The organism is Streptococcus cristatus (genome assembly GCF_019685515.1).
In the GTDB taxonomy this organism is placed as follows: Bacteria; Bacillota; Bacilli; order Lactobacillales; family Streptococcaceae; genus Streptococcus.
Genome location: NZ_JABFFN010000001.1, coordinates 1,676,152 through 1,700,323, shown reverse-complemented (window position 1 = coordinate 1,700,323; position 24,172 = coordinate 1,676,152). Strand labels below are relative to the sequence as shown.

At 44.1% G+C, this 24,172-nt stretch carries 16 protein-coding genes, 9 tRNA genes and 2 rRNA genes; 23 read left to right on the top strand and 4 right to left on the bottom strand.

Annotation, left to right across the window (positions count from 1 at the left end):
• Positions 1-92: 92 nt before the first annotated feature.
• From FOA33_RS08260 to FOA33_RS08175, 18 genes are all read left to right on the top strand, one after another.
• Positions 93-2,994: ribosomal RNA gene (locus tag FOA33_RS08260) — 23S ribosomal RNA — on the top strand.
• A gap of 76 nt (positions 2,995-3,070) precedes the next feature.
• A 5S ribosomal RNA gene (rrf, locus tag FOA33_RS08255) occupies positions 3,071-3,186 on the top strand.
• Between the two features lie 4 nt (positions 3,187-3,190).
• Positions 3,191-3,263: transfer RNA gene (locus FOA33_RS08250), tRNA-Val, on the top strand.
• A gap of 4 nt (positions 3,264-3,267) precedes the next feature.
• Positions 3,268-3,340 (top strand) — tRNA-Asp (locus tag FOA33_RS08245).
• A 24-nt stretch (positions 3,341-3,364) separates the two neighbouring features.
• A tRNA-Lys gene (locus FOA33_RS08240) sits at positions 3,365-3,437 on the top strand.
• Positions 3,438-3,442: 5 nt separating this feature from the next.
• Positions 3,443-3,524, top strand: a tRNA-Leu gene (locus FOA33_RS08235).
• Positions 3,525-3,536: 12 nt separating this feature from the next.
• Positions 3,537-3,609: transfer RNA gene (locus FOA33_RS08230), tRNA-Thr, on the top strand.
• Positions 3,610-3,636: 27 nt separating this feature from the next.
• Positions 3,637-3,708, top strand: a tRNA-Gly gene (locus tag FOA33_RS08225).
• A 7-nt stretch (positions 3,709-3,715) separates the two neighbouring features.
• Positions 3,716-3,801 (top strand) — tRNA-Leu (locus FOA33_RS08220).
• Between the two features lie 11 nt (positions 3,802-3,812).
• A tRNA-Arg gene (locus tag FOA33_RS08215) sits at positions 3,813-3,886 on the top strand.
• 15 nt (positions 3,887-3,901) lie between these two features.
• Positions 3,902-3,975: transfer RNA gene (locus tag FOA33_RS08210), tRNA-Pro, on the top strand.
• A gap of 178 nt (positions 3,976-4,153) precedes the next feature.
• Positions 4,154-8,542: a PolC-type DNA polymerase III gene (locus FOA33_RS08205; protein ID WP_221161244.1), complete on the top strand. Its 4,389-nt coding sequence runs from the start codon at positions 4,154-4,156 to the stop codon at positions 8,540-8,542.
• Positions 8,543-8,565: 23 nt separating this feature from the next.
• Positions 8,566-8,718, top strand: coding sequence for a hypothetical protein (locus tag FOA33_RS08200; RefSeq protein ID WP_000776620.1), 153 nt, complete (start codon positions 8,566-8,568; stop codon positions 8,716-8,718).
• Positions 8,719-8,733: 15 nt separating this feature from the next.
• The gene (locus FOA33_RS08195; RefSeq protein WP_221161243.1) at positions 8,734-9,975 is read left to right on the top strand and encodes an aminopeptidase; all 1,242 of its coding nucleotides are present in this window, start codon (positions 8,734-8,736) and stop codon (positions 9,973-9,975) included.
• A gap of 9 nt (positions 9,976-9,984) precedes the next feature.
• Positions 9,985-10,215, top strand: coding sequence for a GlsB/YeaQ/YmgE family stress response membrane protein (locus FOA33_RS08190; protein WP_000580441.1), 231 nt, complete (start codon positions 9,985-9,987; stop codon positions 10,213-10,215).
• Positions 10,216-10,287: 72 nt separating this feature from the next.
• Positions 10,288-11,010 carry a pseudouridine synthase gene (locus FOA33_RS08185; protein ID WP_221161242.1) on the top strand — a complete coding sequence of 241 codons (723 nt, stop codon included), beginning with the start codon at positions 10,288-10,290 and terminating at the stop codon, positions 11,008-11,010.
• 110 nt (positions 11,011-11,120) lie between these two features.
• The gene (gene pepC, locus FOA33_RS08180; RefSeq protein WP_221161241.1) at positions 11,121-12,455 is read left to right on the top strand and encodes an aminopeptidase C; all 1,335 of its coding nucleotides are present in this window, start codon (positions 11,121-11,123) and stop codon (positions 12,453-12,455) included.
• 164 nt (positions 12,456-12,619) lie between these two features.
• Positions 12,620-14,848, top strand: coding sequence for an HAD-IC family P-type ATPase (locus tag FOA33_RS08175; RefSeq protein WP_221161240.1), 2,229 nt, complete (start codon positions 12,620-12,622; stop codon positions 14,846-14,848).
• 62 nt (positions 14,849-14,910) lie between these two features.
• Here the strand turns inward: FOA33_RS08175 and FOA33_RS08170 are convergent, their stop codons facing one another.
• From FOA33_RS08170 to FOA33_RS08155, 4 genes are all read right to left on the bottom strand, one after another.
• Positions 14,911-15,822 carry a PTS system mannose/fructose/sorbose family transporter subunit IID gene (locus FOA33_RS08170; protein WP_000818319.1) on the bottom strand — a complete coding sequence of 304 codons (912 nt, stop codon included), beginning with the start codon at positions 15,820-15,822 and terminating at the stop codon, positions 14,911-14,913.
• 14 nt (positions 15,823-15,836) lie between these two features.
• Positions 15,837-16,649, bottom strand: coding sequence for a PTS mannose/fructose/sorbose transporter subunit IIC (locus FOA33_RS08165; RefSeq protein ID WP_001280326.1), 813 nt, complete (start codon positions 16,647-16,649; stop codon positions 15,837-15,839).
• Positions 16,650-16,724: 75 nt separating this feature from the next.
• The gene (locus FOA33_RS08160; RefSeq protein WP_221161239.1) at positions 16,725-17,714 is read right to left on the bottom strand and encodes a PTS sugar transporter subunit IIB; all 990 of its coding nucleotides are present in this window, start codon (positions 17,712-17,714) and stop codon (positions 16,725-16,727) included.
• A 280-nt stretch (positions 17,715-17,994) separates the two neighbouring features.
• On the bottom strand, positions 17,995-18,807 hold the full coding sequence (locus FOA33_RS08155; protein ID WP_221161238.1) for a Cof-type HAD-IIB family hydrolase: 813 nt from the start codon (positions 18,805-18,807) through the stop codon (positions 17,995-17,997).
• A gap of 189 nt (positions 18,808-18,996) precedes the next feature.
• On the opposite strand from FOA33_RS08155, the gene FOA33_RS08150 reads away from it, so the two are divergent.
• The 5 genes from FOA33_RS08150 (at position 18,997) to folE (ending at position 24,092) form a co-directional block, all read left to right on the top strand.
• The gene (locus FOA33_RS08150) at positions 18,997-20,415 is read left to right on the top strand and encodes an NCS2 family permease (protein ID WP_221161237.1); all 1,419 of its coding nucleotides are present in this window, start codon (positions 18,997-18,999) and stop codon (positions 20,413-20,415) included.
• 54 nt (positions 20,416-20,469) lie between these two features.
• The gene (locus FOA33_RS08145) at positions 20,470-21,177 is read left to right on the top strand and encodes a CPBP family intramembrane glutamic endopeptidase (RefSeq protein ID WP_221161236.1); all 708 of its coding nucleotides are present in this window, start codon (positions 20,470-20,472) and stop codon (positions 21,175-21,177) included.
• Between the two features lie 75 nt (positions 21,178-21,252).
• The gene (gene folP / locus FOA33_RS08140) at positions 21,253-22,233 is read left to right on the top strand and encodes a dihydropteroate synthase (RefSeq protein WP_221161235.1); all 981 of its coding nucleotides are present in this window, start codon (positions 21,253-21,255) and stop codon (positions 22,231-22,233) included.
• Position 22,234: 1 nt separating this feature from the next.
• Positions 22,235-23,557: a bifunctional folylpolyglutamate synthase/dihydrofolate synthase gene (locus FOA33_RS08135; RefSeq protein WP_221161234.1), complete on the top strand. Its 1,323-nt coding sequence runs from the start codon at positions 22,235-22,237 to the stop codon at positions 23,555-23,557.
• Positions 23,538-24,092: a GTP cyclohydrolase I FolE gene (gene folE / locus FOA33_RS08130; RefSeq protein WP_000380931.1), complete on the top strand. Its 555-nt coding sequence runs from the start codon at positions 23,538-23,540 to the stop codon at positions 24,090-24,092. The genes FOA33_RS08135 and folE overlap by 20 nt, the downstream gene beginning before the upstream one ends.
• Positions 24,093-24,172 lie beyond the last annotated feature (80 nt).

Sequence of the window (24,172 nt, the reverse complement as noted above, 5' to 3'; positions counted from 1 at the left end):
GAAAATTGAATATCTATATCAAATAGTAACAAGAAAATAAACCGAAACGCTGTAGTATTAAAAGAGTTTATGACTGAAAGGTCAAAAAATAAGGTTAAGTTAATAAGGGCGCACGGTGGATGCCTTGGCACTAGGAGCCGAAGAAGGACGTGACAAACGACGATATGCCTTGGGTAGCTGTAAGTAAGCGATGATCCAGGGATTTCCGAATGGGGGAACCCAGCAGGTACTACCTGTTACCCATATCTGTTAAGGATGTGAGGAGGAAGACGCAGTGAACTGAAACATCTAAGTAGCTGCAGGAAGAGAAAGCAAAAGCGATTGCCTTAGTAGCGGCGAGCGAAACGGCAGGAGGGCAAACCGAAGAGTTTACTCTTCGGGGTTGTAGGACTGCAATGTGGACTCAAAGATTATAGAAGAATGATTTGGGAAGATCAGCCAAAGAGAGTAAGAGCCTCGTATTTAAAATAGTCTTTGTACCTAGCAGTATCCTGAGTACGGCGGGACACGAGAAATCCCGTCGGAATCTGGGAGGACCATCTCCCAACCCTAAATACTCCCTAGTGACCGATAGTGAACCAGTACCGTGAGGGAAAGGTGAAAAGCACCCCGGGAGGGGAGTGAAATAGAACCTGAAACCGTGTGCCTACAACAAGTTCGAGCCCGTTAATGGGTGAGAGCGTGCCTTTTGTAGAATGAACCGGCGAGTTACGATATGATGCGAGGTTAAGTTGAAGAGACGGAGCCGTAGGGAAACCGAGTCTGAATAGGGCGCATTAGTATCATGTCGTAGACCCGAAACCATGTGACCTACCCATGAGCAGGTTGAAGGTGCGGTAAGACGCACTGGAGGACCGAACCAGGGCACGTTGAAAAGTGCTTGGATGACTTGTGGGTAGCGGAGAAATTCCAAACGAACTTGGAGATAGCTGGTTCTCTCCGAAATAGCTTTAGGGCTAGCGTCGACATAAAGATTCTTGGAGGTAGAGCACTGTTTGGGTGAGGGGTCCATCCCGGATTACCAATCTCAGATAAACTCCGAATGCCAAAGAATTATGGTCGGCAGTCAGACTGCGAGTGCTAAGATCCGTAGTCGAAAGGGAAACAGCCCAGACCACCAGCTAAGGTCCCAAAATAATTGTTAAGTGGAAAAGGATGTGGGGTTGCACAGACAACTAGGATGTTAGCTTAGAAGCAGCTATTCATTCAAAGAGTGCGTAATAGCTCACTAGTCGAGTGACCCTGCGCCGAAAATGTACCGGGGCTAAAACAATTTACCGAAGCTGTGGATACCTTTATAGGTATGGTAGGAGAGCGTTCTATGTGTGGAGAAGGTGTACCGTGAGGAGCGCTGGAACGCATAGAAGTGAGAATGCCGGTATGAGTAGCGAAAGACAGGTGAGAATCCTGTCCACCGTAAGACTAAGGTTTCCAGGGGAAGGCTCGTCCGCCCTGGGTTAGTCGGGACCTAAGGAGAGACCGAAAGGTGTATCCGATGGACAACAGGTTGATATTCCTGTACTAGAGTATGTAGTGATGGAGGGACGCAGTAGGCTAACTAAAGCAGACGAATGGAAGTGTCTGTCTAAGCAGTGAGGTGTGAATTGAGTCAAATGCTTAATTCTATAACATTGAGCTGTGATGGGGAGCGAAGTTTAGTAGCGAAGTTAGTGACGTCACACTGCCAAGAAAAGCTTCTAGCGTTAAACATACTCTACCCGTACCGCAAACCGACACAGGTAGTCGAGGCGAGTAGCCTCAGGTGAGCGAGAGAACTCTCGTTAAGGAACTCGGCAAAATGACCCCGTAACTTCGGGAGAAGGGGTGCTGACTTTACGTCAGCCGCAGTGAATAGGCCCAAGCAACTGTTTATCAAAAACACAGCTCTCTGCTAAATCGTAAGATGATGTATAGGGGGTGACGCCTGCCCGGTGCTGGAAGGTTAAGAGGAGTGCTTAGAGGTAACTCGAAGGTATGAATTGAAGCCCCAGTAAACGGCGGCCGTAACTATAACGGTCCTAAGGTAGCGAAATTCCTTGTCGGGTAAGTTCCGACCCGCACGAAAGGCGTAATGATTTGGGCACTGTCTCAACGAGAGACTCGGTGAAATTTTAGTACCTGTGAAGATGCAGGTTACCCGCGACAGGACGGAAAGACCCCATGGAGCTTTACTGCAGTTTGATATTGAGTGTCTGTACCACATGTACAGGATAGGTAGGAGTCTAAGAGATCGGGACGCCAGTTTCGAAGGAGACGTTGTTGGGATACTACCCTTGTGTTATGGCCACTCTAACCCGGATAGGTGATCCCTATCGGAGACAGTGTCTGACGGGCAGTTTGACTGGGGCGGTCGCCTCCTAAAAGGTAACGGAGGCGCCCAAAGGTTCCCTCAGAATGGTTGGAAATCATTCGCAGAGTGTAAAGGTATAAGGGAGCTTGACTGCGAGAGCAACAACTCGAGCAGGGACGAAAGTCGGGCTTAGTGATCCGGTGGTTCCGTATGGAAGGGCCATCGCTCAACGGATAAAAGCTACCCTGGGGATAACAGGCTTATCTCCCCCAAGAGTTCACATCGACGGGGAGGTTTGGCACCTCGATGTCGGCTCGTCGCATCCTGGGGCTGTAGTCGGTCCCAAGGGTTGGGCTGTTCGCCCATTAAAGCGGCACGCGAGCTGGGTTCAGAACGTCGTGAGACAGTTCGGTCCCTATCCGTCGCGGGCGTAGGAAATTTGAGAGGATCTGCTCCTAGTACGAGAGGACCAGAGTGGACTTACCGCTGGTGTACCAGTTGTCTTGCCAAAGGCATCGCTGGGTAGCTATGTAGGGAAGGGATAAACGCTGAAAGCATCTAAGTGTGAAACCCACCTCAAGATGAGATTTCCCATGATTATATATCAGTAAGAGCCCTGAGAGATGATCAGGTAGATAGGTTAGAAGTGGAAGTGTGGCGACACATGTAGCGGACTAATACTAATAGCTCGAGGACTTATCCAAAGTAACTGAGGATACGAAGCGTGAGGTTTTCTAATTATTTGATAGATATTCAATTTTGAGTAGGTATTACTCAGAGTTAAGTGACGATAGCCTAGGAGATACACCTGTACCCATGCCGAACACAGCAGTTAAGCCCTAGAACGCCGGAAGTAGTTGGGGGTTGCCCCCTGTGAGATATGGAAGTCGCTTAGCTAGAGGGAGTTTAGCTCAGCTGGGAGAGCATCTGCCTTACAAGCAGAGGGTCAGCGGTTCGATCCCGTTAACTCCCATATAGGTCCCGTAGTGTAGCGGTTATCACGTCGCCCTGTCACGGCGAAGATCGCGGGTTCGATTCCCGTCGGGACCGTTTAAGGTAACGGAAGTTATTTTAGACTCGTTAGCTCAGTTGGTAGAGCAATTGACTTTTAATCAATGGGTCACTGGTTCGAGCCCAGTACGGGTCATATTTGCGGGTTTGGCGGAATTGGCAGACGCACCAGATTTAGGATCTGGCGCTTAACGGCGTGGGGGTTCAAGTCCCTTAACCCGCATAATAGAAAGCAGCCGGCTTAGCTCAGTTGGTAGAGCATCTGATTTGTAATCAGAGGGTCGCGTGTTCAAGTCATGTAGCCGGCATTTTTTTATATAGAATAAGAGGTCGATGCGAACGTAGTTCAGTGGTGGAACACCACCTTGCCAAGGTGGGGGTCGCGGGTTCGAATCCCGTCGTTCGCTTAGAGAGGCCGGGGTGGCGGAACTGGCAGACGCACAGGACTTAAAATCCTGCGATTGGTAACGATCGTACCGGTTCGATTCCGGTCCTCGGCATATAATGATGAGCACCCTTAGCTCAACTGGATAGAGTACCTGACTACGAATCAGGCGGTTAGAGGTTCGACTCCTCTAGGGTGCATTTTTTTAGTTAACGCGGGAAGTAGCTCAGCTTGGTAGAGTACTTGGTTTGGGACCAAGGTGTCGCAGGTTCGAATCCTGTCTTCCCGATTGAGTATGGGGATACTTAAGGGTATCTTTTTTATATGTGTTAAGGAGATTCTGAGAATCTTCTTTTTTGTTTTTAAGGAATGAATTTAGGAAAACTAGCAGTGCTTAAGGAATGGTAGTGGCTATATATTTTCTTTAATTATGGTAAAATAGTAAGAGAATAATGTGAGGAAATTGAATGTCAAGTAAGTTTGAAATTTTAATGAATCAAATAGGAATCTCTGATCAATTGAGACAGGATCCTGCTCTTGTTAATGCAAGTATTGAGCGTGTTGTGGTTCATAAAATTAGTAAGATTTGGGAATTTCATTTTGTATTTTCTAATATTTTACCGATTGAAATCTTTTTAGAATTAAAGAAAGGGCTTAGTGAAGAATTTTCTAAGACAGGGAATCAAGCTGTTTTCGAAATCAAGGCTCTCTCTCAAGAATTTTCGAATGAACTCTTGCAGGCCTACTATAAGGAGGCTTTTTCTGAAGGTCCATGTGCTAGTCAAGGGTTTAAGTCTCTTTATCAGAATTTGCAAGTTCGTGCAGAGGGAAATCAGCTCTTTATTGAAGGTTCAGAGGTGATTGATAAGGAACACTTTAAGAAAAATCATCTTCCTAATTTAACAAAGCAACTTGAAAAGTTTGGTTTTCCAGCTTTTGTCTGCCAAATCGAAAAGAATGATGCTCTTACACAGGAGCAGGAGGAAGCCTTCCATATGGAGAATGAACAAATCGTTCAGGCTGCTAATGAAGAGGCTTTGCGTGCTATGGAACAACTGGAACAGATGGCTCCTCCAGTAGAAGAGAAACCGGCCTTTGATTTTCAGGCTAAAAAGGCTGCGGCAAAATCAAAATTGGATAAGGCTGAAGTTACTCAGATGATTGATGTGACGACTGAGGAAAATCGTTTGGTTTTTGAAGGGGTCGTTTTTGATGTGGAGCATAAGGTGACCAGAACTGGTCGCGTTTTGATCAACTTTAAAATGACGGACTACACTTCAAGTTTTTCAATGCAAAAATGGGTTAAGAATGAAGAAGAGGCTCAGAAGTTTGACATCATTAAGAAAAATTCTTGGCTTCGTGTTCGTGGGAATGTGGAGATGAATAACTTCACACGAGATTTGACAATGAACGTGCAGGATGTGCAGGAAGTTGTTCACTATGAGCGGAAGGATTTGATGCCGGAAGGTGAGCGTCGGGTTGAGTTTCATGCTCATACTAATATGTCGACCATGGATGCTCTGCCAGAAGTAGAGGAAATTATTGCGACAGCTGCAAAGTGGGGACACAAGGCGGTTGCTATCACGGACCATGGGAATGTTCAGTCCTTTCCACATGGCTATAAGGCAGCTAAGAAAGCAGGAATTCAGCTGATCTATGGAATGGAAGCCAATATCGTTGAAGACCGTGTTCCTATCGTTTACAACGAAGTAGAGATGGACTTGTCAGAAGCGACCTACGTGGTTTTTGACGTGGAAACGACGGGACTTTCAGCTATCTATAATGACTTGATTCAAGTTGCGGCTTCTAAGATGTACAAGGGAAATGTTATTGCCGAATTTGATGAATTTATCAATCCTGGATATCCCTTGTCAGCCTTTACTACCGAGTTGACTGGTATTACAGATGACCATGTCAAAAATGCCAAACCACTAGAACAAGTTTTGCAAGAATTCCAGGAATTCTGCAAGGATACGGTTCTAGTTGCCCACAATGCTACCTTTGACGTTGGCTTTATGAATGCCAACTATGAGCGTCATGGTTTACCTAAGATTAGCCAGCCAGTTATTGATACGCTCGAGTTTGCTAGAAATCTCTATCCTGAGTATAAACGTCATGGTTTGGGACCTTTGACCAAGCGTTTTGGTGTGGCACTGGACCACCACCACATGGCCAACTACGATGCGGAAGCTACTGGTCGTTTGCTCTTTATCTTTATCAAGGATGTAGCAGAAAAACATGGTGTGACTGATCTGGCTAGACTAAATATTGATTTGATTAGTCCAGACTCTTATAAAAAAGCTCGGATCAAGCATGCGACCATCTATGTCAAGAATCAAGTAGGTCTAAAAAACATCTTTAAGTTGGTTTCTTTGTCCAATACCAAGTACTTTGAAGGGGTGCCACGAATTCCGAGAACAGTTCTAGATGCTCATCGGGAAGGTTTGATTTTAGGGTCAGCTTGCTCTGAAGGTGAAGTTTTTGACGCAGTCGTTTCCCAAGGTGTGGATGCGGCGGTTGAGGTGGCCAAGTATTATGACTTTATCGAGGTTATGCCACCAGCTATCTATGCACCATTGATTGCTAAAGAGCAGGTCAAGGATATGGAGGAACTCCAAACTATTATCAAGAGTTTGATAGAGGTCGGGGACCGTCTTGGCAAACCTGTTCTGGCTACGGGTAATGTGCATTATATCGAACCAGAAGAAGAGATTTACCGTGAAATTATCGTCCGTAGTTTGGGACAGGGGGCTATGATTAACCGAACCATTGGTCACGGTGAACATGCCCAACCGGCTCCTCTACCAAAGGCTCATTTTCGAACAACCAATGAGATGTTGGATGAATTTGCCTTTTTGGGCGAGGAACTGGCTCGTAAACTGGTTATTGAAAACACCAATGCCTTGGCAGAAACCTTTGAGCCTGTTGAGGTGGTTAAGAGTGACCTGTACACGCCTTTCATTGACAAAGCTGAAGAAACGGTTGCTGAGCTGACCTACAAGAAAGCTTTTGAGATTTATGGAAATCCGCTGCCAGATATTGTTGATTTGCGGATTGAAAAAGAATTAACATCCATACTGGGGAATGGATTTGCCGTGATTTATCTGGCCTCCCAGATGCTGGTGCAACGTTCTAATGAACGGGGCTACTTGGTTGGTTCTCGTGGATCTGTCGGTTCCAGTTTCGTTGCGACCATGATTGGGATTACGGAGGTTAATCCTCTCTCTCCCCATTATGTTTGTAGTCAGTGTCAGTATAGTGAATTTATCACAGATGGTTCTTATGGTTCAGGATTTGATATGCCCGATAAGGATTGTCCAAACTGTGGCCACAAACTCAGCAAAAATGGGCAGGATATTCCTTTCGAGACCTTCCTTGGTTTTGATGGAGATAAGGTTCCCGATATTGACTTGAACTTCTCAGGAGAAGACCAGCCTAGCGCCCACTTGGATGTGCGTGATATCTTTGGTGAGGAGTATGCTTTCCGTGCAGGAACGGTTGGTACGGTGGCTGCCAAGACTGCCTATGGCTTTGTAAAGGGCTACGAGAGAGATTATGGCAAGTTCTATCGTGATGCAGAGGTGGAACGCCTCGCTCAAGGTGCAGCTGGTGTCAAGCGGACTACAGGACAACACCCGGGGGGAATTGTTGTTATTCCTAACTACATGGATGTCTACGACTTTACGCCCGTTCAGTATCCAGCAGATGACGTGACGGCTGAATGGCAGACGACTCACTTTAACTTCCACGATATCGATGAGAATGTCCTCAAACTTGATGTACTGGGGCATGATGATCCGACCATGATTCGGAAATTGCAGGACTTGTCTGGTATTGACCCTAATGAAATTCCCATGGATGATGAAAGCGTTATGGCTCTCTTTTCTGGAACGGAAGTTTTAGGGGTGACGCCTGAGCAAATTGGAACTCCAACAGGGATGCTGGGAATTCCAGAGTTTGGAACCAACTTTGTACGTGGAATGGTAGATGAGACACATCCGACGACTTTTGCGGAGTTGCTTCAGCTGTCTGGTCTATCCCACGGTACCGATGTGTGGCTGGGGAACGCCCAGGATCTGATCAAGCAAGGGATTGCGGACCTATCGACTGTTATCGGTTGTCGGGACGATATCATGGTTTATCTCATGCATGCTGGTCTTGAACCTAAGATGGCTTTTACTATCATGGAACGGGTACGTAAGGGCATGTGGCTAAAGATTTCCGAAGAGGAGCGAAATGGCTACATAGAGGCTATGAAGGCCAATAAGGTGCCAGAGTGGTATATCGAGTCTTGTGGGAAAATCAAATATATGTTCCCTAAAGCTCACGCGGCAGCCTACGTTATGATGGCCTTGCGTGTGGCCTACTTCAAGGTTCACCATCCGATTTATTACTACTGTGCTTATTTCTCAATCCGTGCCAAGGCTTTTGATATCAAGACCATGGGGGCGGGTTTGGATGCCATCAAGCGCAAGATGCAAGAAATTTCTGAAAAACGGAAGAACAATGAAGCCTCTAATGTGGAAATTGACCTCTATACAACTCTTGAGATCGTCAATGAAATGTGGGAACGTGGCTTTAAGTTTGGCAAACTCGATCTCTACCGTAGTCAGGCAACAGAGTTCCTCATCGATGGGGATACCCTCATTCCGCCATTTGTAGCAATGGATGGTCTGGGAGAGAACGTTGCCAAGCAATTGGTGCGAGCGCGTGAAGAAGGAGAATTCCTCTCTAAAACAGAACTACGCAAACGCGGTGGACTGTCATCGACCTTGGTTGAAAAGATGGATGAAATGGGGATTCTCGGCAATATGCCAGAGGATAACCAGTTGAGTTTGTTTGATGATTTGTTTTAAGAATTAGAACGGAGAACATCTTTATGAAACTTAGAATCTTTGCGGAAGACAAACCAGCTGAAAAGGTTTTTGACTATCAGCTAGAGCTGGCAGATGAAACAATTATCCTATCGACAGTGCTTCTGTCGGGTGCCATTGCTTTAGCAGGATTGTTTTCTGCTTTAAAAGAAAAATAGAAAAGGAAAAATAAAATGGTTTTACCAAATTTTAAAGAAAATCTAGAAAAATATGCGAAATTATTGGTTGCGAACGGAATCAACGTGCAACCTGGTCACACCTTGGCTCTCTCTATCGATGTTGAGCAACGCGAGTTGGCTCACTTAATCGTCAAAGAAGCTTATACACTTGGTGCGCATGAGGTTATCGTTCAGTGGACTGATGATGTCATCAACCGTGAGAAATTCCTCCACGCGCCGATGGAGCGTCTGGACAATGTGCCAGAATATAAGATTGCTGAGATGAACTACCTCTTGGAAAACAAGGCTAGCCGTCTAGGAGTTCGTTCATCTGATCCAGGTGCCTTGAACGGAGTGGACGCTGATAAGCTTTCAGCTTCTGCGAAAGCTATGGGACTCGCGATGAAGCCAATGCGCATCGCAACTCAATCCAACAAGGTTAGCTGGACTGTAGCAGCCGCTGCTGGACTTGAATGGGCTAAAAAAGTCTTTCCAAATGCTGCGAGCGATGAAGAAGCAGTTGATCTCCTTTGGGACCAAATCTTTAAGACTTGTCGTGTCTATGAAGAAGATCCCGTTAAGGCTTGGGAAGAACATGCAGCCACCCTCAAGAGCAAGGCAGATATGCTTAATAAGGAGCAATTTTCAGCCCTTCATTACACAGCGCCAGGGACAGATTTGACACTTGGTTTGCCAAAGAACCACGTTTGGGAATCAGCTGGTGCTATCAATGCACAGGGAGAAGAGTTCTTACCAAATATGCCGACAGAGGAAGTCTTCACAGCGCCTGACTTCCGTCGTGCAGATGGTTATGTAACCTCTACAAAACCGCTTAGCTATAACGGAAATATCATTGAGGGAATTAAAGTAACCTTTAAGAATGGAGAAATAGTAGATATCACTGCTGAGAAGGGTGATCAGGTCATGAAAGACCTTGTCTTTGAAAATGCGGGTGCGCGTGCCTTGGGTGAATGTGCCTTGGTACCAGATCCGAGCCCAATTTCACAGTCAGGCATTACCTTCTTCAACACCCTTTTCGATGAGAATGCTTCAAATCACTTGGCTATCGGTGCAGCCTATGCGACTAGCGTTGTTGGTGGGGCAGAGATGAGCGAAGAAGAACTTGAAGCTGCTGGACTGAACCGTTCAGATGTTCACGTGGACTTTATGATTGGTTCGAATCAAATGGATATAGACGGTATCCGTGAGGATGGAACGCGCGTACCGCTCTTTCGTAATGGAGACTGGGCAAATTAAGGAGAAGCTATGATTGGAAGCATGTTTGTCGGTCTTTTAATTGGACTACTAGCAGGGGCTATCACCAATCGTGGAGAACGTATGGGATGCTTTGGGAAGATGTTTCTCGGTTGGATTGGTGCCTTTTTAGGACAATTACTCTTTGGCTCTTGGGGGCCAAGCCTAAATGGTACAGCCATTATCCCAGCAGTTCTCGGTGCCATGATTGTGTTAGCTATCTTCTGGGAAAGAGGAAGTTAGCTTCCCGACTCTGAAAAGGAAAGGAGGTTGGCTATTGAGCCAGCCTCCTTTTGAGTATGATATAATAGTTCTATGAGATTAGATAAATTTTTAGTCGCCTGCGCTGTCGGGAGTCGGACTGATGTCAAAAACCTTCTCAAGGCTGGGCGCGTGATAGTGAATGGCAAGAAAGAAAAATCTGCCAAGCTACAAATCAATGAAGATACGGACGAGATCTGTTTTGACGGTAAAAAATTAGAGTACGAGGAGTTTGTCTACTACATGATGAACAAGCCCCAGGGCGTTATCTCAGCGACTGAAGATCCTAAACACAAGACAGTCTTGGATTTAATGGATGACTATGCACGTGCCAAGGAAGTTTTCCCTGTAGGACGTTTGGATATCGATACGCATGGACTTTTGCTCTTAACAAATGATGGCAAGCTGGCTCATGCTCTTCTTTCACCAAAACGCCATGTGGATAAGACTTATCTGGCGCAGGTCAAGGGAATCATGACAGATGCAGATGTTGAGACATTTGCGCAAGGTATTCCCCTCAAGGACTTTACTTGTCAACCTGCCAAGCTGGAGCTTGTGTCTATTGATACGGAAAAAAATCAAAGTCTGGTTCGAGTGACCATTGCAGAAGGGAAATTCCACCAGGTTAAACGTATGGTGGCCTACTGTGGTAAGGAAGTCGTGGACTTGCAACGTTTAACCATGGGAACTTTGACCTTGGATGAGGATTTGAAACGTGGAGAATGGCGTCGTTTGACCAAGGTAGAACTAGAAAGATTATTAGAGAGTGATAAGTAAACTAGATAATATCAGGAAAAGGTGGGGAGAGTATCCCTGCTTTTTCGATTTTTGGTTGCTTCCTTTGTGAAAAGCGTTATAATAGACTGTAGAGTAAAAAGGAGGATTTTATGAACGCGATTCAAGAATCATTTACAGATAAATTATTTGCTAATTATGAAGCAAATGTCAAATACCAAGCTATCGAAAATGCTGCTAGCCATAATGGGATTTTTGCAGCCCTCGAGCGTCGTCAAAGCCATGTAGACAACACACCTGTTTTCTCACTTGATTTGACTAAGGACAAGGTCACTAACCAGAAAGCATCTGGTCGTTGCTGGATGTTTGCGGCCCTCAACACTTTCCGTCACAAACTCATCTCTCAATACAAGCTTGAAAACTTTGAATTGTCACAAGCCCACACCTTCTTCTGGGACAAGTATGAAAAATCTAACTGGTTCTTGGAGCAAGTCATTGCGACTGCAGACCAAGAATTGACGAGCCGTAAGGTTAGCTTCCTACTCCAAACTCCACAACAAGATGGTGGACAATGGGATATGGTTGTAGCTCTCTTTGAAAAATACGGTGTCGTTCCTAAGTCTGTTTATCCAGAGTCTGTTTCATCTAGCAGCAGCCGTGAGCTCAATGCCATCCTTAACAAATTGCTTCGTCAAGATGCTCAAATCTTGCGTGATTTGCTTGCTTCTGGTGCAGACCAAGCGACTATTCAAGCTAAGAAAGAAGACCTTTTGCAAGAAATCTTTAACTTCCTTGCCATGTCACTAGGACTTCCACCACGTCAATTTGACTTTGCTTATCGTGATAAGGACAACAACTACCAAAGCGAAAAAGGCATTACGCCACAAGAGTTTTACAAGAAATACGTTGACCTTCCATTAGAAGATTATGTTTCTGTAATCAATGCTCCAACTGCTGATAAACCTTACGGCAAATCTTACACAGTTGAGATGTTGGGGAATGTGGTTGGTAGCCGTGCAGTTCGCTATATCAACGTTCCAATGGAGCGCTTGAAAGAATTGGCGATTGCCCAAATGCAAACAGGTGAGACTGTTTGGTTTGGTTCAGATGTCGGCCAACTCAGCAACCGCAAAGCTGGAATCCTTGCGACTGATGTTTATGACTTTGAATCAAGTATGGACATTCAACTCACTCAAGACAAGGCTGGACGTTTGGACTACAGCGAAAGCTTGATGACCCACGCCATGGTCTTGACAGGTGTTGATTTGGATGAAAATGGCAAGTCAACCAAGTGGAAGGTTGAAAACTCATGGGGAGACAAGGTCGGTACAGATGGTTACTTCGTTGCCTCAGATGCTTGGATGGATGAATACACTTACCAAATCGTTGTCCGTAAGGAATTGCTGACAGCAGAAGAACGGGCTGCTTATGAAGCAGAACCAATCGTACTTGCACCATGGGATCCAATGGGTGCCTTGGCAGAATAAAGTATAAAGAAAAGAGGTTAGGGGAATCCTAGCCTCTTTTTAAGTTCTTCTTAAAGTGGCGATAGATGATGCTTGCCAAAGGAGTTCTTCTTATTTTGAGTCTTTAAGTGACAGAGAAAAAGATATGTGTTACTATAGTAGTACAAAAGGATATCGGAGTAGAAATGAAGTATTTAAGCAGTCAAGACATCAAGGATCGTCAACGAAACATCAGCGACATTAAACCCTATAAAACAACCAAGGAAATTGTCGTTTCAAATATCTTTACCTTCTTTAATACCATGAACTTGGCTCTGGCAGTTCTGGTAGCCACAACCTTGCGATTTGAAAATATGCTCTTTTTAGGTGTGATTGCTATTAATACAGCCATTGGGATTTTCCAAGAAGTGCGTTCAAAAAATGCCTTGGAAAAGCTGAGTTTGCTTGGTAAAAGTAAGTACAAAGTCAACCGAGATGGTCAAACGATTGAGATTGATCCAGAGGACATCGTTCTAGGGGAGTATCTGCACCTCAATCTGGGTGATCAGGTGCCTGTCGATGCAGAAGTCCTTGAAGGGAATATTGAAGTTGATGAGTCCTTGCTGACTGGTGAGAGTGATTCAGTCTTTAAAACTGTTGGTGACAAGCTGATGAGCGGAAGCAATGTCGTCAGCGGTACTTGTCTGGTTACAGCAACGGCTGTGGGGCAGGATAGTTATATTAACAAACTCGCAAAATCCAGCAAGGAATTCAAAAAATATCCTTCTAAACTACGCGATTACATGGATAAGATTTTAAAAATCGTTTCCATCTTGCTGGTGCCAGTTGCCATTCTGCTCTATGTCAGAGGTTTTAGTCTAGGACGGTCTTATGTTGAGATTGTTTTGGGAAGTTCTGGTGCCTTGGTTGGTATGATTCCAGAGGGCTTGATTCTCCTGGTCAGTGTATCCCTAGCAGTAGCTGCCATGAAGCTGGCTAGAAAGAAGGTTCTGGTGCAGGAGCTATACTGTGTAGAGACCTTGGCGCGAGTAGATGTTCTTTGTTTTGATAAGACAGGTACCATCACGACTGGTAATATGAAGGTCCAAGAAATGGATGCTAATGTGGCAGAGAAACTATCTTCTTATCTAGCTTATTTTGAGGATGAAAATGCAACTTCCCGAGCTCTGAAGACTTACTTAACCTGTGAGAAAAAGTGGGAAGTTCAAGAAGTCGGTGCCTTTTCAAGCAAAAACAAGTATTCCTTTGTCCAAGTAAAAGATGGTGGGACCTATTTCTTCGGTGCCTATGAGTTTTTAGGCTTTACCCAGCCGATGGATGCCTACTATGAACATCTGAAGCAGCAAGGTTTTCGAATCTTAACACTTGCCCATAGTAAGGACCAGATTACGAGTCCAGCCAATATGGAACTACTGGGGCACGTCGTTTTGTCAGATGAGATTAAGGACAATACCAAGGAAACCTTTGACTATTTCGAATCTCAAGGTGTTGAAGTGAAGATTATCAGTGGTGATAATCATGTGGCTGTATATGGGGTGGCTCGTAAGGCAGGTTTTAAGGAAGAAGCGCGGGCTATTGATATGACCAAGGTGAGCGATGATGACTTTGAAAGAGTGGTCTTGGAACACGAAATATTTGGACGTGTGACACCTGAACAGAAGCAAAAGATGGTATCTATTTTGCAAAATGCTGGTAAAACAGTTGCCATGAGTGGTGATGGAGTCAATGATGTTCTGGCTCTCAAGAAAGCAGATATTAGTTTTGCCATGAAGGGGGCTACGAGTGCAGCCAAAAGTGTATCCAATATTATTTTTCTGACAGATGACTTTGCAGTATTTTATGATATCTTGATGGAAGGTCGCCGGGTCATCAATAACATCCAAAAGGTAGCCTCTCTCTTTCTGACAAAGACCTTCTTCTCCATCGTGTTTGCGATTTTGAGTGTGATATTTGGTTTGGAGTTTGCTTTTATCCCCATTCAGTTTACAATCATTTCAGCCATTACGATTGGGATTCCATCTTTCTTCCTAACTTTTGAGTCCAATAAAGAAAAGGTCAGCACACATTTTATGCGAGATATTTTGACCAATGCTGCGATTGGTGGTGGCATTCTGGTTGTTAGTGTACTCTTGACGAACTTCTTTATCACTGTCCCAGGTCAGGTCAAATTTATTTGCTTCCTCCTTGCTTTGATCAATGGTCTGTGTCTAGTTGCCAAGGTCAGCCTACCTTTTAATCGATACAAACTAGTCTTGCTCATAATTTTGAGTCTTGCAGCTCTTGTTGGAGTGCTTGCCAATACCTTTATCCTGCGAGGAGCTTTCGTGCCTCTAGAAACCACTCAAGTGCTCTATGTAGCCGTCCTAGCAGTGGTGATTGGGAGCCTGCATTATCTGACTAGAAGAAAAAGTTGATACACAAAAAGAATCAGGATTTGATCCTGATTCTTTTTTATCTATATTCTCGATAGTTTGGATTACATGATACCAAAGAAACGAGCTGCAATACCTACTGCAAAGAGAGCAAGGATGATTGCGATTGGTGATACTTTTTTCTTAAGCAACCACATGCAGAGGAAAGTAAGGAGAAGTCCCATCAATCCTGGAATCAATGAGTTCAACTGACCTTGAAGTGTTTGTGGTTGAACGCTATCCAAGCTCAAACCACTAAGAGCCTGACCAAGAATTCCCTTCAATTCTCCACCTGTTACAGGTCCTTCTGGGAAGTTGATGTAAGCACCTTCTGCCAATTGTTTACCAGGAAGGTTAACAGTGAAGTTGATAGATACCCAACGTTGTACAAGAACGGCAAGGATGAACATACCAAGGATAGATGCTCCTTTAGTGATGTCTTTCAAGATACCACCAGACATGTCTTTAGTGATTTCAGATCCAGCTTTGTAACCGAACTCTTGTGTGTACCATAGGAAGGCCATACGGATAGCATTCCATCCAAAGAAGAAGAGAAGGGGACCAACAATATTACCAGATGCAGCAAGTGATGCACCAAGGGCTCCAAGGATAGGACGAACTGTAAACCAGAATACTGGGTCACCGATACCAGCAAGAGGTCCCATCATACCGATCTTAACCCCTTGGATAGCGGCATCGTCGATTTCAACACCATTAGCGCGCTCTTCTTCAAGTGCAAGAGTAACCCCCATGATTGGAGCAGCTACGTATGGGTGAGTGTTGAAGAACTCAAGGTGACGCTCAAGAGCAGCCGCTTGGTCTTCTTTTTTAGTGTACAATTTTTTGATAGCTGGGATCAATGAGTAAGCCCAACCCAAGTTTTGCATACGCTCGTAGTTCCAAGAACCTTGAAGGAATTGTGAACGCCACCAAACTTTTTGACGATCTGATTTTGATAATTGAATTTTTTCAGCCATGATTGTTCCCCTTTCTAGTAGTCTTCTAGGATATCACCGATTGGGTCGTTAGAAGTCGCAGCTCCGCCGCCACCGTTTCCACCTTGTTTTGTAAGGTTAAGGTAGATGAAGGCAAGGGCAACACCGATGACACCAAGGGCAATCAAAGTCAATTGAGAGATTGCTGCAAGAGCAAAACCGATAGCGAAGAATGGCCATACTTCACGAGTTGCCATCATGTTGATAACCATAGCGTAACCAACGGCAACGACCATAGCACCACCGACAGCCATACCACCATTCAACCATTCTGGCATTAGGCCAAGAGCGTCTTGAACAGCAGAAGCAGGAATAGCGATAAGGAAGGCTGCAGGGATAGCGATACGAAGACCTTGAAGAACAAGGGCAAAGTAGTGAGCGCGTTCAACAGCCGCAATGTTTCCTTCTTTTGCAGCTGCGTCAGCTGAGTGAACTAAGGCAACTGAGATTGTACGAACAATCATTGTCAAGAAAAGTCCAGCTACGGCAAGAGGGATAGCTGTGGCTGTTGCGACGGCGATACCTTCGGTAGTAAAGTTACCACCTTTGATCAAGATGATCGCTGCGGCAACAGATGCAAGAGCAGCGTCAGGAGCTACAGCAGCTCCGATGTTAGCCCAACCAAGGGCGATCATTTGAAGAGATCCACCAAGCATAACACCTGCTTCAAGGTTACCTGTTACAAGTCCGATAAGGGTACATGCGACGATTGGTTGATGGAATTGGAATTGGTCGAGGATACCTTCAAGACCTGCAAGGAAGGCAACAACTACAACCAAGATAGCAGAAATGATTGAAATATCTGACATGGTTTTATTCCTTTTCTATTTAGTTTTAATAAAGTATTTAATCCTGTTTTCAAAAATGATAGAAACAGATTAAAATTATTGAACGTTTGCTTTTTTAATCAAGTCAAACAAATCTTTTTTCGTGTCGTTTGGTACTTTACGTACGTCAAATTCAACACCGAGGTCACGCATTTTTTCAAATGTTGCAACATCATCTTTGTCCATAGACAAGACGTTATTGATCATTGTTTTACCTGTTGAGTGGGCCATAGAACCAACGTTAAGGGTCTTGATTGGCACGCCACCTTCGATGGCACGAAGGGCATCTTGAGGTGTTTCAAACAAGATAAGAGCATGTGTGTTACCAAAACGAGGATCTTTTGCAACCTCAATCAATTTTTTGATTGGTACAACGTTCGCTTTTACTCCGTTAGGAGCTGCTTGTTTGATCAATTCTTTACGTAATTCGTCGTTTGCAACGTTATCTGAAGCAACGATGATACGGTCTGCTTTTGAATCTGGTGTCCAAGCAGTTGCGACTTGTCCGTGAAGAAGACGTGTGTCAAGACGGGCAAGATTGATTTTCAATTTACCATCTCCGATAACAGTTCCTTCTGGAATAGCAGCTTGGGCAACTGGAGCAGCCGCAGCACTAGCCACTTCCTCAACTGGATTGAGCTCTTCTGGAAGAGCTTTGATGCCATCTTTGGCTTCTTTAATGATATTCGCAGCGACTTTATCCACACCTGCAGTAGCGTCCATAAGGCGCTCAGTGTAGGCTTGGATCAACATCGGCAAGTTAAGCCCTGTGATGATGGCAAACTTACGCCCAGGATTTTCTCCCATCACGCGGCTAGCCTGGTTGAATGGAGATCCACTCCAAAGGTCAGCCAATACTAGAACCTCATCTTCTGCGTCAAATGCAGCCACAGCGTTGTTGAATTTAGCGTAAAGATCATCTGGACCTTCATTTGGCATAAAGGTTACAACTTGAACCTTTTCTTGTTCACCAAAGATCATAGATCCTGACTGATGAATACCCGCAGCAAATTCGCCGTGGCTCGCAATAATGATTCCGATACTCATTATTGTCATTCCTCCTTTTAAAATGTTTGACTTATAGGTTTCCTAAAAAACCTCAGACGTACCTAGTATAAATCGTTTTCATATAAAAATCAACTACTTTTTCGAAAATTGTAAAAGTTTTCAATGAAAATAGGCTTACAAAATGTTAATATATAAATAATTTCAAAAAATATATGAAAATAGCAATAGAAAATTTAATATAAAAATACTGAAAATGAGTGGCCTTCATGAAAACAGAATGAAAATAAAAGGAAAGATTGCAGGATAGCAATCCTCCTTTTTATAGGAATAAATTTTGTAAAGCGTGGGCTACCCCGTCTTCTTCGTTGGTCAGAGGAAGTTGTTCGTCTGCATATGGAAGGAGAGAAGGATTGGCGTTTTTCATAGCATATCCCTTGCCTGCAAATGCCAACATTTCCGTATCATTATGCTCATCACCAAAGGCGATTAAGTCTTTTTTATCACGATTCATCACATTGAGCAGGTACTCTAGAGCAAAGGCCTTGTTTACACCCTTGGGAGTACACTCGAGGATGTTGAGGGGACCACCCCAGGTATTGATAGCTAGTTGGTGCTGATAAAAACGATTCATCTCGTCCGCTAGAGCGTATTTGTCTTTAACCCTTGTTTGCAAGAGAATGCAGTTGGGATTCTTGGTTACTCGTTCGGGTTTGAATTGATTTTCCGGTTGGAAGTTCTCTACGCCAAATAGTTTAGGGTCCGCAATTTCTTCATTCGGAGCTGTAATGTAAAATTTCTTACGGTATTCTCCTGCAATAAAGTCGGCCTGGATATCCTCTTTACGTTTGACCATATCTAGGAGATATTTTTTGTCCAAAGTTAAGCATCTTTCGTGCTCCCAAGCCTGTCCTGGTAGATGGGTAAGGGAGCCGTTAAAGTTAATCATGGGAGTATGCAATTCTAGTTCGCGGTAGAAGTCTTTTGCCATGCGATACGGACGCCCCGTCGTGATGATGACATGATGTCCTTTTTCTGAAATTTTTTTGATTGTCTCTTTGGTAAAATCGGAGAGCTTGCTTTCGCTATTCAACAGGGTTCCGTCCAAATCGACTGCGATAATTTTTTTAGTCATATAAACCTTCCTAGTCGTTTCCAGATAAGATGTCTACTATTATATCAAAAAGAAAGAAGAAAAGCAGACTCGAGATAAAAAACAAAAATTGTTCCAATTTGGTAAATAAACCAAATAAATATATTGAAAAGGTGAATGATAAGTGGTATAATACTAATATTGTTCGTAAAAAACAAAAGGAGATTCATAATGGAAAAACTATTTAAACTAAAAGAGAACGGGACGGACGTTCGTACGGAGGTTCTCGCTGGTTTAACAACTTTCTTTGCAATGAGTTACATTCTCTTTGTAAACCCACAAATGCTTGCGCAGACAGGGATGCCTGCTCAAGGTGTTTTCCTAGCAACGATTATTGGTGCAGTAGCTGGTACCCTGATGATGGCCTTCTATGCGAACCTGCCATATGCTCAAGCACCAGGTATGGGACTCAATGCCTTCTTTACCTTTACAGTCGTATTTGGACTTGGTTATTCATGGCAAGAGGCCTTGGCTATGGTCTTTATCTGTGGGATTATTTCACTAATCATTACCTTAACAAATGTTCGTAAAATGATTATTGAATCTATTCCCAATGCGCTTCGTTCGGCTATTTCAGCAGGTATCGGTGTCTTCCTTGCCTATGTAGGGATTAAGAATGCTGGTCTTTTGAAATTCTCTATTGATCCAGGAAGTTATACAGTTGCTGGTGAGGGTGCTGATAAGGCCCAAGCAGCCATTACAGCAAACTCTTCAGCAGTTCCAGGTCTGGTTAGCTTTAATAATCCAGCTGTTTTAGTGGCTATTGCAGGTTTGGCGATTACGATTTTCTTTGTTATCAAGGGTATCAAAGGAGGAATCATTCTTTCTATCTTAACAACGACAGTTCTTGCTATCGCTGTTGGTTTGGTTGATGTATCAAGCATTGATTTTTCTAATAACCATGTAGGTGCAGCCTTTGAAGATTTGAAGACAATTTTTGGCGCAGCACTTGGTTCACAAGGATTGGGTGCTTTAATCTCAGACACTGCTCGTCTACCGGAAACACTTCTGGCTATTCTGGCCTTCTCGTTGACAGATATTTTTGACACAATTGGTACCTTGATTGGTACAGGTGAAAAAGTCGGTATCGTAGCGACAAATGGTGAAAATCACCAATCAGATAAGTTGGATAAGGCTCTTTACTCTGACTTGATTGGTACTTCAATTGGTGCCATTGCAGGTACTTCAAACGTAACGACTTATGTTGAGTCTGCTGCTGGTATTGGTGCGGGTGGACGTACTGGATTGACTGCTTTGGTAGTTGCGATTTGTTTTGCAATTTCAAGTTTCTTTAGTCCACTTTTGGCAATTGTTCCATCAGCTGCGACGGCTCCAATTTTGATTATCGTTGGGATTATGATGCTTGGTAGCTTGAAAAACATCCATTGGGATGATATGGCTGAAGCTGTCCCTGCCTTCTTTACATCTATCTTCATGGGATTCAGCTACTCTATCACACAAGGGATTGCAGTTGGTTTCTTGACTTATACGTTGACAAAAGTTGTCAAAGGTCAAGCAAAGGACGTGCACGCGATGATTTGGATTTTGGATGCCTTGTTTATCCTTAACTATATCAGTATGGCTCTTTAAATGATATAATACTAGAAAAGGGGTTATCCCCCTTTTACTATAAGGAGGTATATCATGAAAGAAAAGACGATCTGGCAAGAGGTTTGGGACAGAGGGATGTGGATCCTCATCCTTTTAGCAGCTTTTGTCCTATCACAATTTCCTTTAGGGTTATCCGCTTGGTTGACTTCTAGACAATTTCCGCTTTTGCAGTCAGGACTCTTAGTTGGTATCTTGTCCATTGCCGTTCTGATAGTATTCATTATCGGTGCGCGGAAAACAAAGCTTGCTACCTTTAATCTATCCTTTTTTAAAGCTAAGGACCTAGCTCGCTTGGTATTGAGTTATCTAGTAATCTTTGCTACTAATTTGTTGGGCTCAGCTTTGCTTCGCATGATGAATGAAACAACGACGAGTAATCAATCAACGCTGAATGGTTTGGTTCAGAATAGTTCCTTGATTTCTACCTTCTTCTTGATTGTATTGGTTGCTCCGATTTGTGAGGAAATTTTGTGTCGTGGGATTATTCCCCAAAAGATTTTCCGTGGAAAAGAAAAACTAGGTTTTATTGTTGGTGCAATCGTCTTTGCCTTGCTCCATACGCCAACCAATCTGCCTTCTGTGATTATTTATGGAGGGATGTCAACAGTTTTGACTTGGACAGCCTATAAGACTGAGCGTTTGGAGATGTCCATTTTGCTTCATATGATTCTCAATGGTATTGCATTTTGTTTGTTGGCCTTATTGGTATTGATTAGTAGAAATCTAGGTCTATCATTCTAAACCATTGGCCCGCTTGGAAAAGATGAATGCAATCGTGTCCATTTTTTTCTTTTTATGGTAAAATAGAGAAATAATATGGTGAAAAGCCTTGAGGGAGTGACCGATATGTCAAGTAAAGCCAATCATGCAAAGACAGCTATTTGCGGAATTATCAATGTAACCCCAGACTCCTTTTCGGATGGTGGTCAATTTTTTGCGCTTGAGCAAGCGCTCCAGCAGGCTCGTAAATTGATAGCAGAAGGAGCCAGCATGCTAGATATCGGCGGAGAATCGACTCGGCCGGGAAGTAGCTATGTTGAGATAGAGATAGAAGAGGAAATCCAGCGTGTTGTTCCAGTGATCAAAGCGATTCGCAAGGAAAGTGATGTCCTTATTTCTATCGATACTTGGAAGAGTCAGGTGGCAGAGGCTGCTTTGGCTGCTGGTGCCAATCTAGTCAATGATATCACTGGTCTTATGGGTGATGAAAAAATGGCCCATGTGGTTGCTAAGGCTGGAGCGAAAGTAGTCATCATGTTTAATCCAGTCATGGCGCGACCTCAGCATCCTAGCTCGCTCATATTTCCTCATTTTGGATTTGGTCAGGCTTTTACAGAGGAAGAGTTAGCTGACTTTGAAAAAATGCCAATCGAAGATTTGATGGAGGCTTTCTTTGAACGAGCTCTAGAGAGAGCGGAGGAAGCCGGGATAGCAAGAGAAAATATTCTGCTGGATCCAGGGATTGGCTTTGGTTTGACCAAGAAGGAAAATCTGCTCCTTCTACGGGATCTGGATAAACTACACCAGCAAGGCTATCCGATTTTTCTTGGAGTTTCGCGTAAGCGATTTGTTATCAATATCCTGGAAGAAAATGGTTTTGAAGTTAATCCTGAGACAGAACTTGGTTTCCGCAATCGGGACACAGCTTCGGCTCATGTAACCAGTATCGCTGCGAGGCAGGGTGTGGAAGTGGTGCGCGTGCACGATGTAGCCAGTCACAGGATGGCGGTTGAAATTGCGTCAGCTATTCGATTGGCAGAAGATGCGGAAAATCTAGATTTAAAACAATATAAATAAGATGAACGAAATTGAAAACAATCAGTGGATTGCCCACTACCGGACGGACCAACCGCATTTCGGTTTGGAACGAATGGTGGAACTCCTAGCTCTGCGAGGCAATCCCCATCTCAAACTTAAGGTCATCCATATCGGAGGGACCAATGGCAAGGGGTCTACCATTGCTTTTTTGAAAAAGATGCTGGAAAAGCTAGGCCTGAGAGTAGGTGTGTTCAACTCGCCCTATCTCATTCATTATACAGACCAGATTAGCATCAATGGGGAATCCATTCCCGAGGCTAGGCTAGAAGCCCTCATGGCAGACTATCAGTCTTTGCTTGAGGGGGAATCGGCTGCTAACTTGCAGGGTACAACCGAGTTTGAGATTATCACAGCTATAGCCTATGATTACTTTGCCTCAGAGCAAGTAGATGTGGCTATCATGGAAGTTGGCATGGGCGGACTCTTGGATAGTACCAATGTTTGCCAGCCAATTTTGACAGGAATTACGACCATTGGACTGGATCATGTGGCCCTACTTGGGGACACCTTGGAATCCATAGCAGAGCAGAAGGCTGGTATTATCAAACAAGGTATTCCATTAGTAACAGGTCATATTGTTCCTGAAGCTTTGGCTGTGATTGACTACATTGCAGAAGATAAAAATGCACCGAGACTTGCCTATGGGAAAGATTATCAAGTTAGTCACCAAGAAAGTGTGGTAACGGGTGAAATCTTTGATTATACCAGTTCTCTCAGACAAGGTCTCTTTCAGACTGGTTTGCTTGGTTTGTACCAGATAGAAAATGCAGGGATGGCGCTTGCCCTCCTAGACACTTATTGCCAGGAGACTGGGCGGGAGTTGGCAAGTAATGCCTTGGTTGCTCAAGCTTTGAAAGAAACCAGATGGCCAGGGCGTTTGGAGGTCTTGTCTAGTGACCCCTTGCTGCTCTTGGATGGGGCCCACAATCCCCATGCTATCAAAGCCTTATTAGCAACCTTGCAAGAACGCTTTGCGGATTATCATAAGGAAATCCTCTTTACCTGCATCAAAACCAAGGCCTTGGAGGATATGCTGGACTTGCTAGGGGAAATGCCAGATACCGAGCTTACCTTGACACATTTTGACGATAGTCGGGCGACGGATGAAAGCGTGCTGAAAGAGACAGCCAAGTCTAGAAATCTCAATTACCAAAGTTGGCAGGATTTTCTAGAGCAGAAATTGACAGATAAAAATGAAGAGAAACAAACAGTTAGGATTGTCACAGGTTCCTTGTATTTCTTGAGCCAAGTGAGAGCCTATCTGATGGAGAGGAAGAACGAGAATGGATACACAAAAGATTGAAACGGCTGTAAAAATGATTATCGAAGCTGTTGGTGAGGACGCTAACCGCGAGGGCTTGCAGGAAACACCTGCTCGTGTAGCTCGTATGTACCAAGAGATTTTTTCAGGTCTTGGTCAAACAGCGGAGGAACATTTGTCAAAATCCTTTGAGATTATCGACGATAATATGGTGGTAGAAAAGGATATCTTTTTCCACACCATGTGTGAACACCACTTCTTGCCCTTTTATGGGAGAGCGCACATTGCCTACATTCCAGATGGACGTGTAGCAGGCTTGTCCAAACTTGCCCGTACGGTTGAAGTTTATTCGAAAAAACCACAGATTCAAGAACGGCTGAATATCGAAGTGGCCGATGCCTTGATGGACTATCTGGGGGCTAAGGGAGCCTTTGTTGTCATTGAGGCTGAGCATATGTGTATGAGCATGCGTGGTGTCAGAAAACCAGGTACTGCGACTTTGACGACAGTAGCGCGAGGTCTATTTGAAACAGATAAGGATCTCCGAGACCAGGCTTATCGTTTAATGGGACTATAATACCCTTCGAAAATCAAATTCAAACCACGTCAGCTTCCATCTGCAACCTCAAAACAGTGTTTTGAGCAAGCCTGCGGCTA

Excerpts from the sequence above, each read along its gene's own strand:
- FOA33_RS08135 (WP_221161234.1), top strand. The coding sequence starts at position 22,235 with ATGAACGAAATTGAAAACAATCAGTGGATTGCCCACTACCGGACGGAC.
- FOA33_RS08155 (WP_221161238.1), bottom strand. The coding sequence starts at position 18,807 with ATGACTAAAAAAATTATCGCAGTCGATTTGGACGGAACCCTGTTGAAT.
- FOA33_RS08195 (WP_221161243.1), top strand. The coding sequence starts at position 8,734 with ATGGTTTTACCAAATTTTAAAGAAAATCTAGAAAAATATGCGAAATTA.
- FOA33_RS08160 (WP_221161239.1), bottom strand. The coding sequence starts at position 17,714 with ATGAGTATCGGAATCATTATTGCGAGCCACGGCGAATTTGCTGCGGGT.
- pepC (WP_221161241.1), top strand. The coding sequence starts at position 11,121 with ATGAACGCGATTCAAGAATCATTTACAGATAAATTATTTGCTAATTAT.
- FOA33_RS08145 (WP_221161236.1), top strand. The coding sequence starts at position 20,470 with ATGAAAGAAAAGACGATCTGGCAAGAGGTTTGGGACAGAGGGATGTGG.
- FOA33_RS08205 (WP_221161244.1), top strand. The coding sequence starts at position 4,154 with ATGTCAAGTAAGTTTGAAATTTTAATGAATCAAATAGGAATCTCTGAT.
- FOA33_RS08190 (WP_000580441.1), top strand. The coding sequence starts at position 9,985 with ATGATTGGAAGCATGTTTGTCGGTCTTTTAATTGGACTACTAGCAGGG.
- FOA33_RS08165 (WP_001280326.1), bottom strand. The coding sequence starts at position 16,649 with ATGTCAGATATTTCAATCATTTCTGCTATCTTGGTTGTAGTTGTTGCC.
- FOA33_RS08150 (WP_221161237.1), top strand. The coding sequence starts at position 18,997 with ATGGAAAAACTATTTAAACTAAAAGAGAACGGGACGGACGTTCGTACG.
- FOA33_RS08170 (WP_000818319.1), bottom strand. The coding sequence starts at position 15,822 with ATGGCTGAAAAAATTCAATTATCAAAATCAGATCGTCAAAAAGTTTGG.
- FOA33_RS08185 (WP_221161242.1), top strand. The coding sequence starts at position 10,288 with ATGAGATTAGATAAATTTTTAGTCGCCTGCGCTGTCGGGAGTCGGACT.
- folP (WP_221161235.1), top strand. The coding sequence starts at position 21,253 with ATGGTGAAAAGCCTTGAGGGAGTGACCGATATGTCAAGTAAAGCCAAT.
- FOA33_RS08175 (WP_221161240.1), top strand. The coding sequence starts at position 12,620 with ATGAAGTATTTAAGCAGTCAAGACATCAAGGATCGTCAACGAAACATC.
- FOA33_RS08200 (WP_000776620.1), top strand. The coding sequence starts at position 8,566 with ATGAAACTTAGAATCTTTGCGGAAGACAAACCAGCTGAAAAGGTTTTT.
- folE (WP_000380931.1), top strand. The coding sequence starts at position 23,538 with ATGGATACACAAAAGATTGAAACGGCTGTAAAAATGATTATCGAAGCT.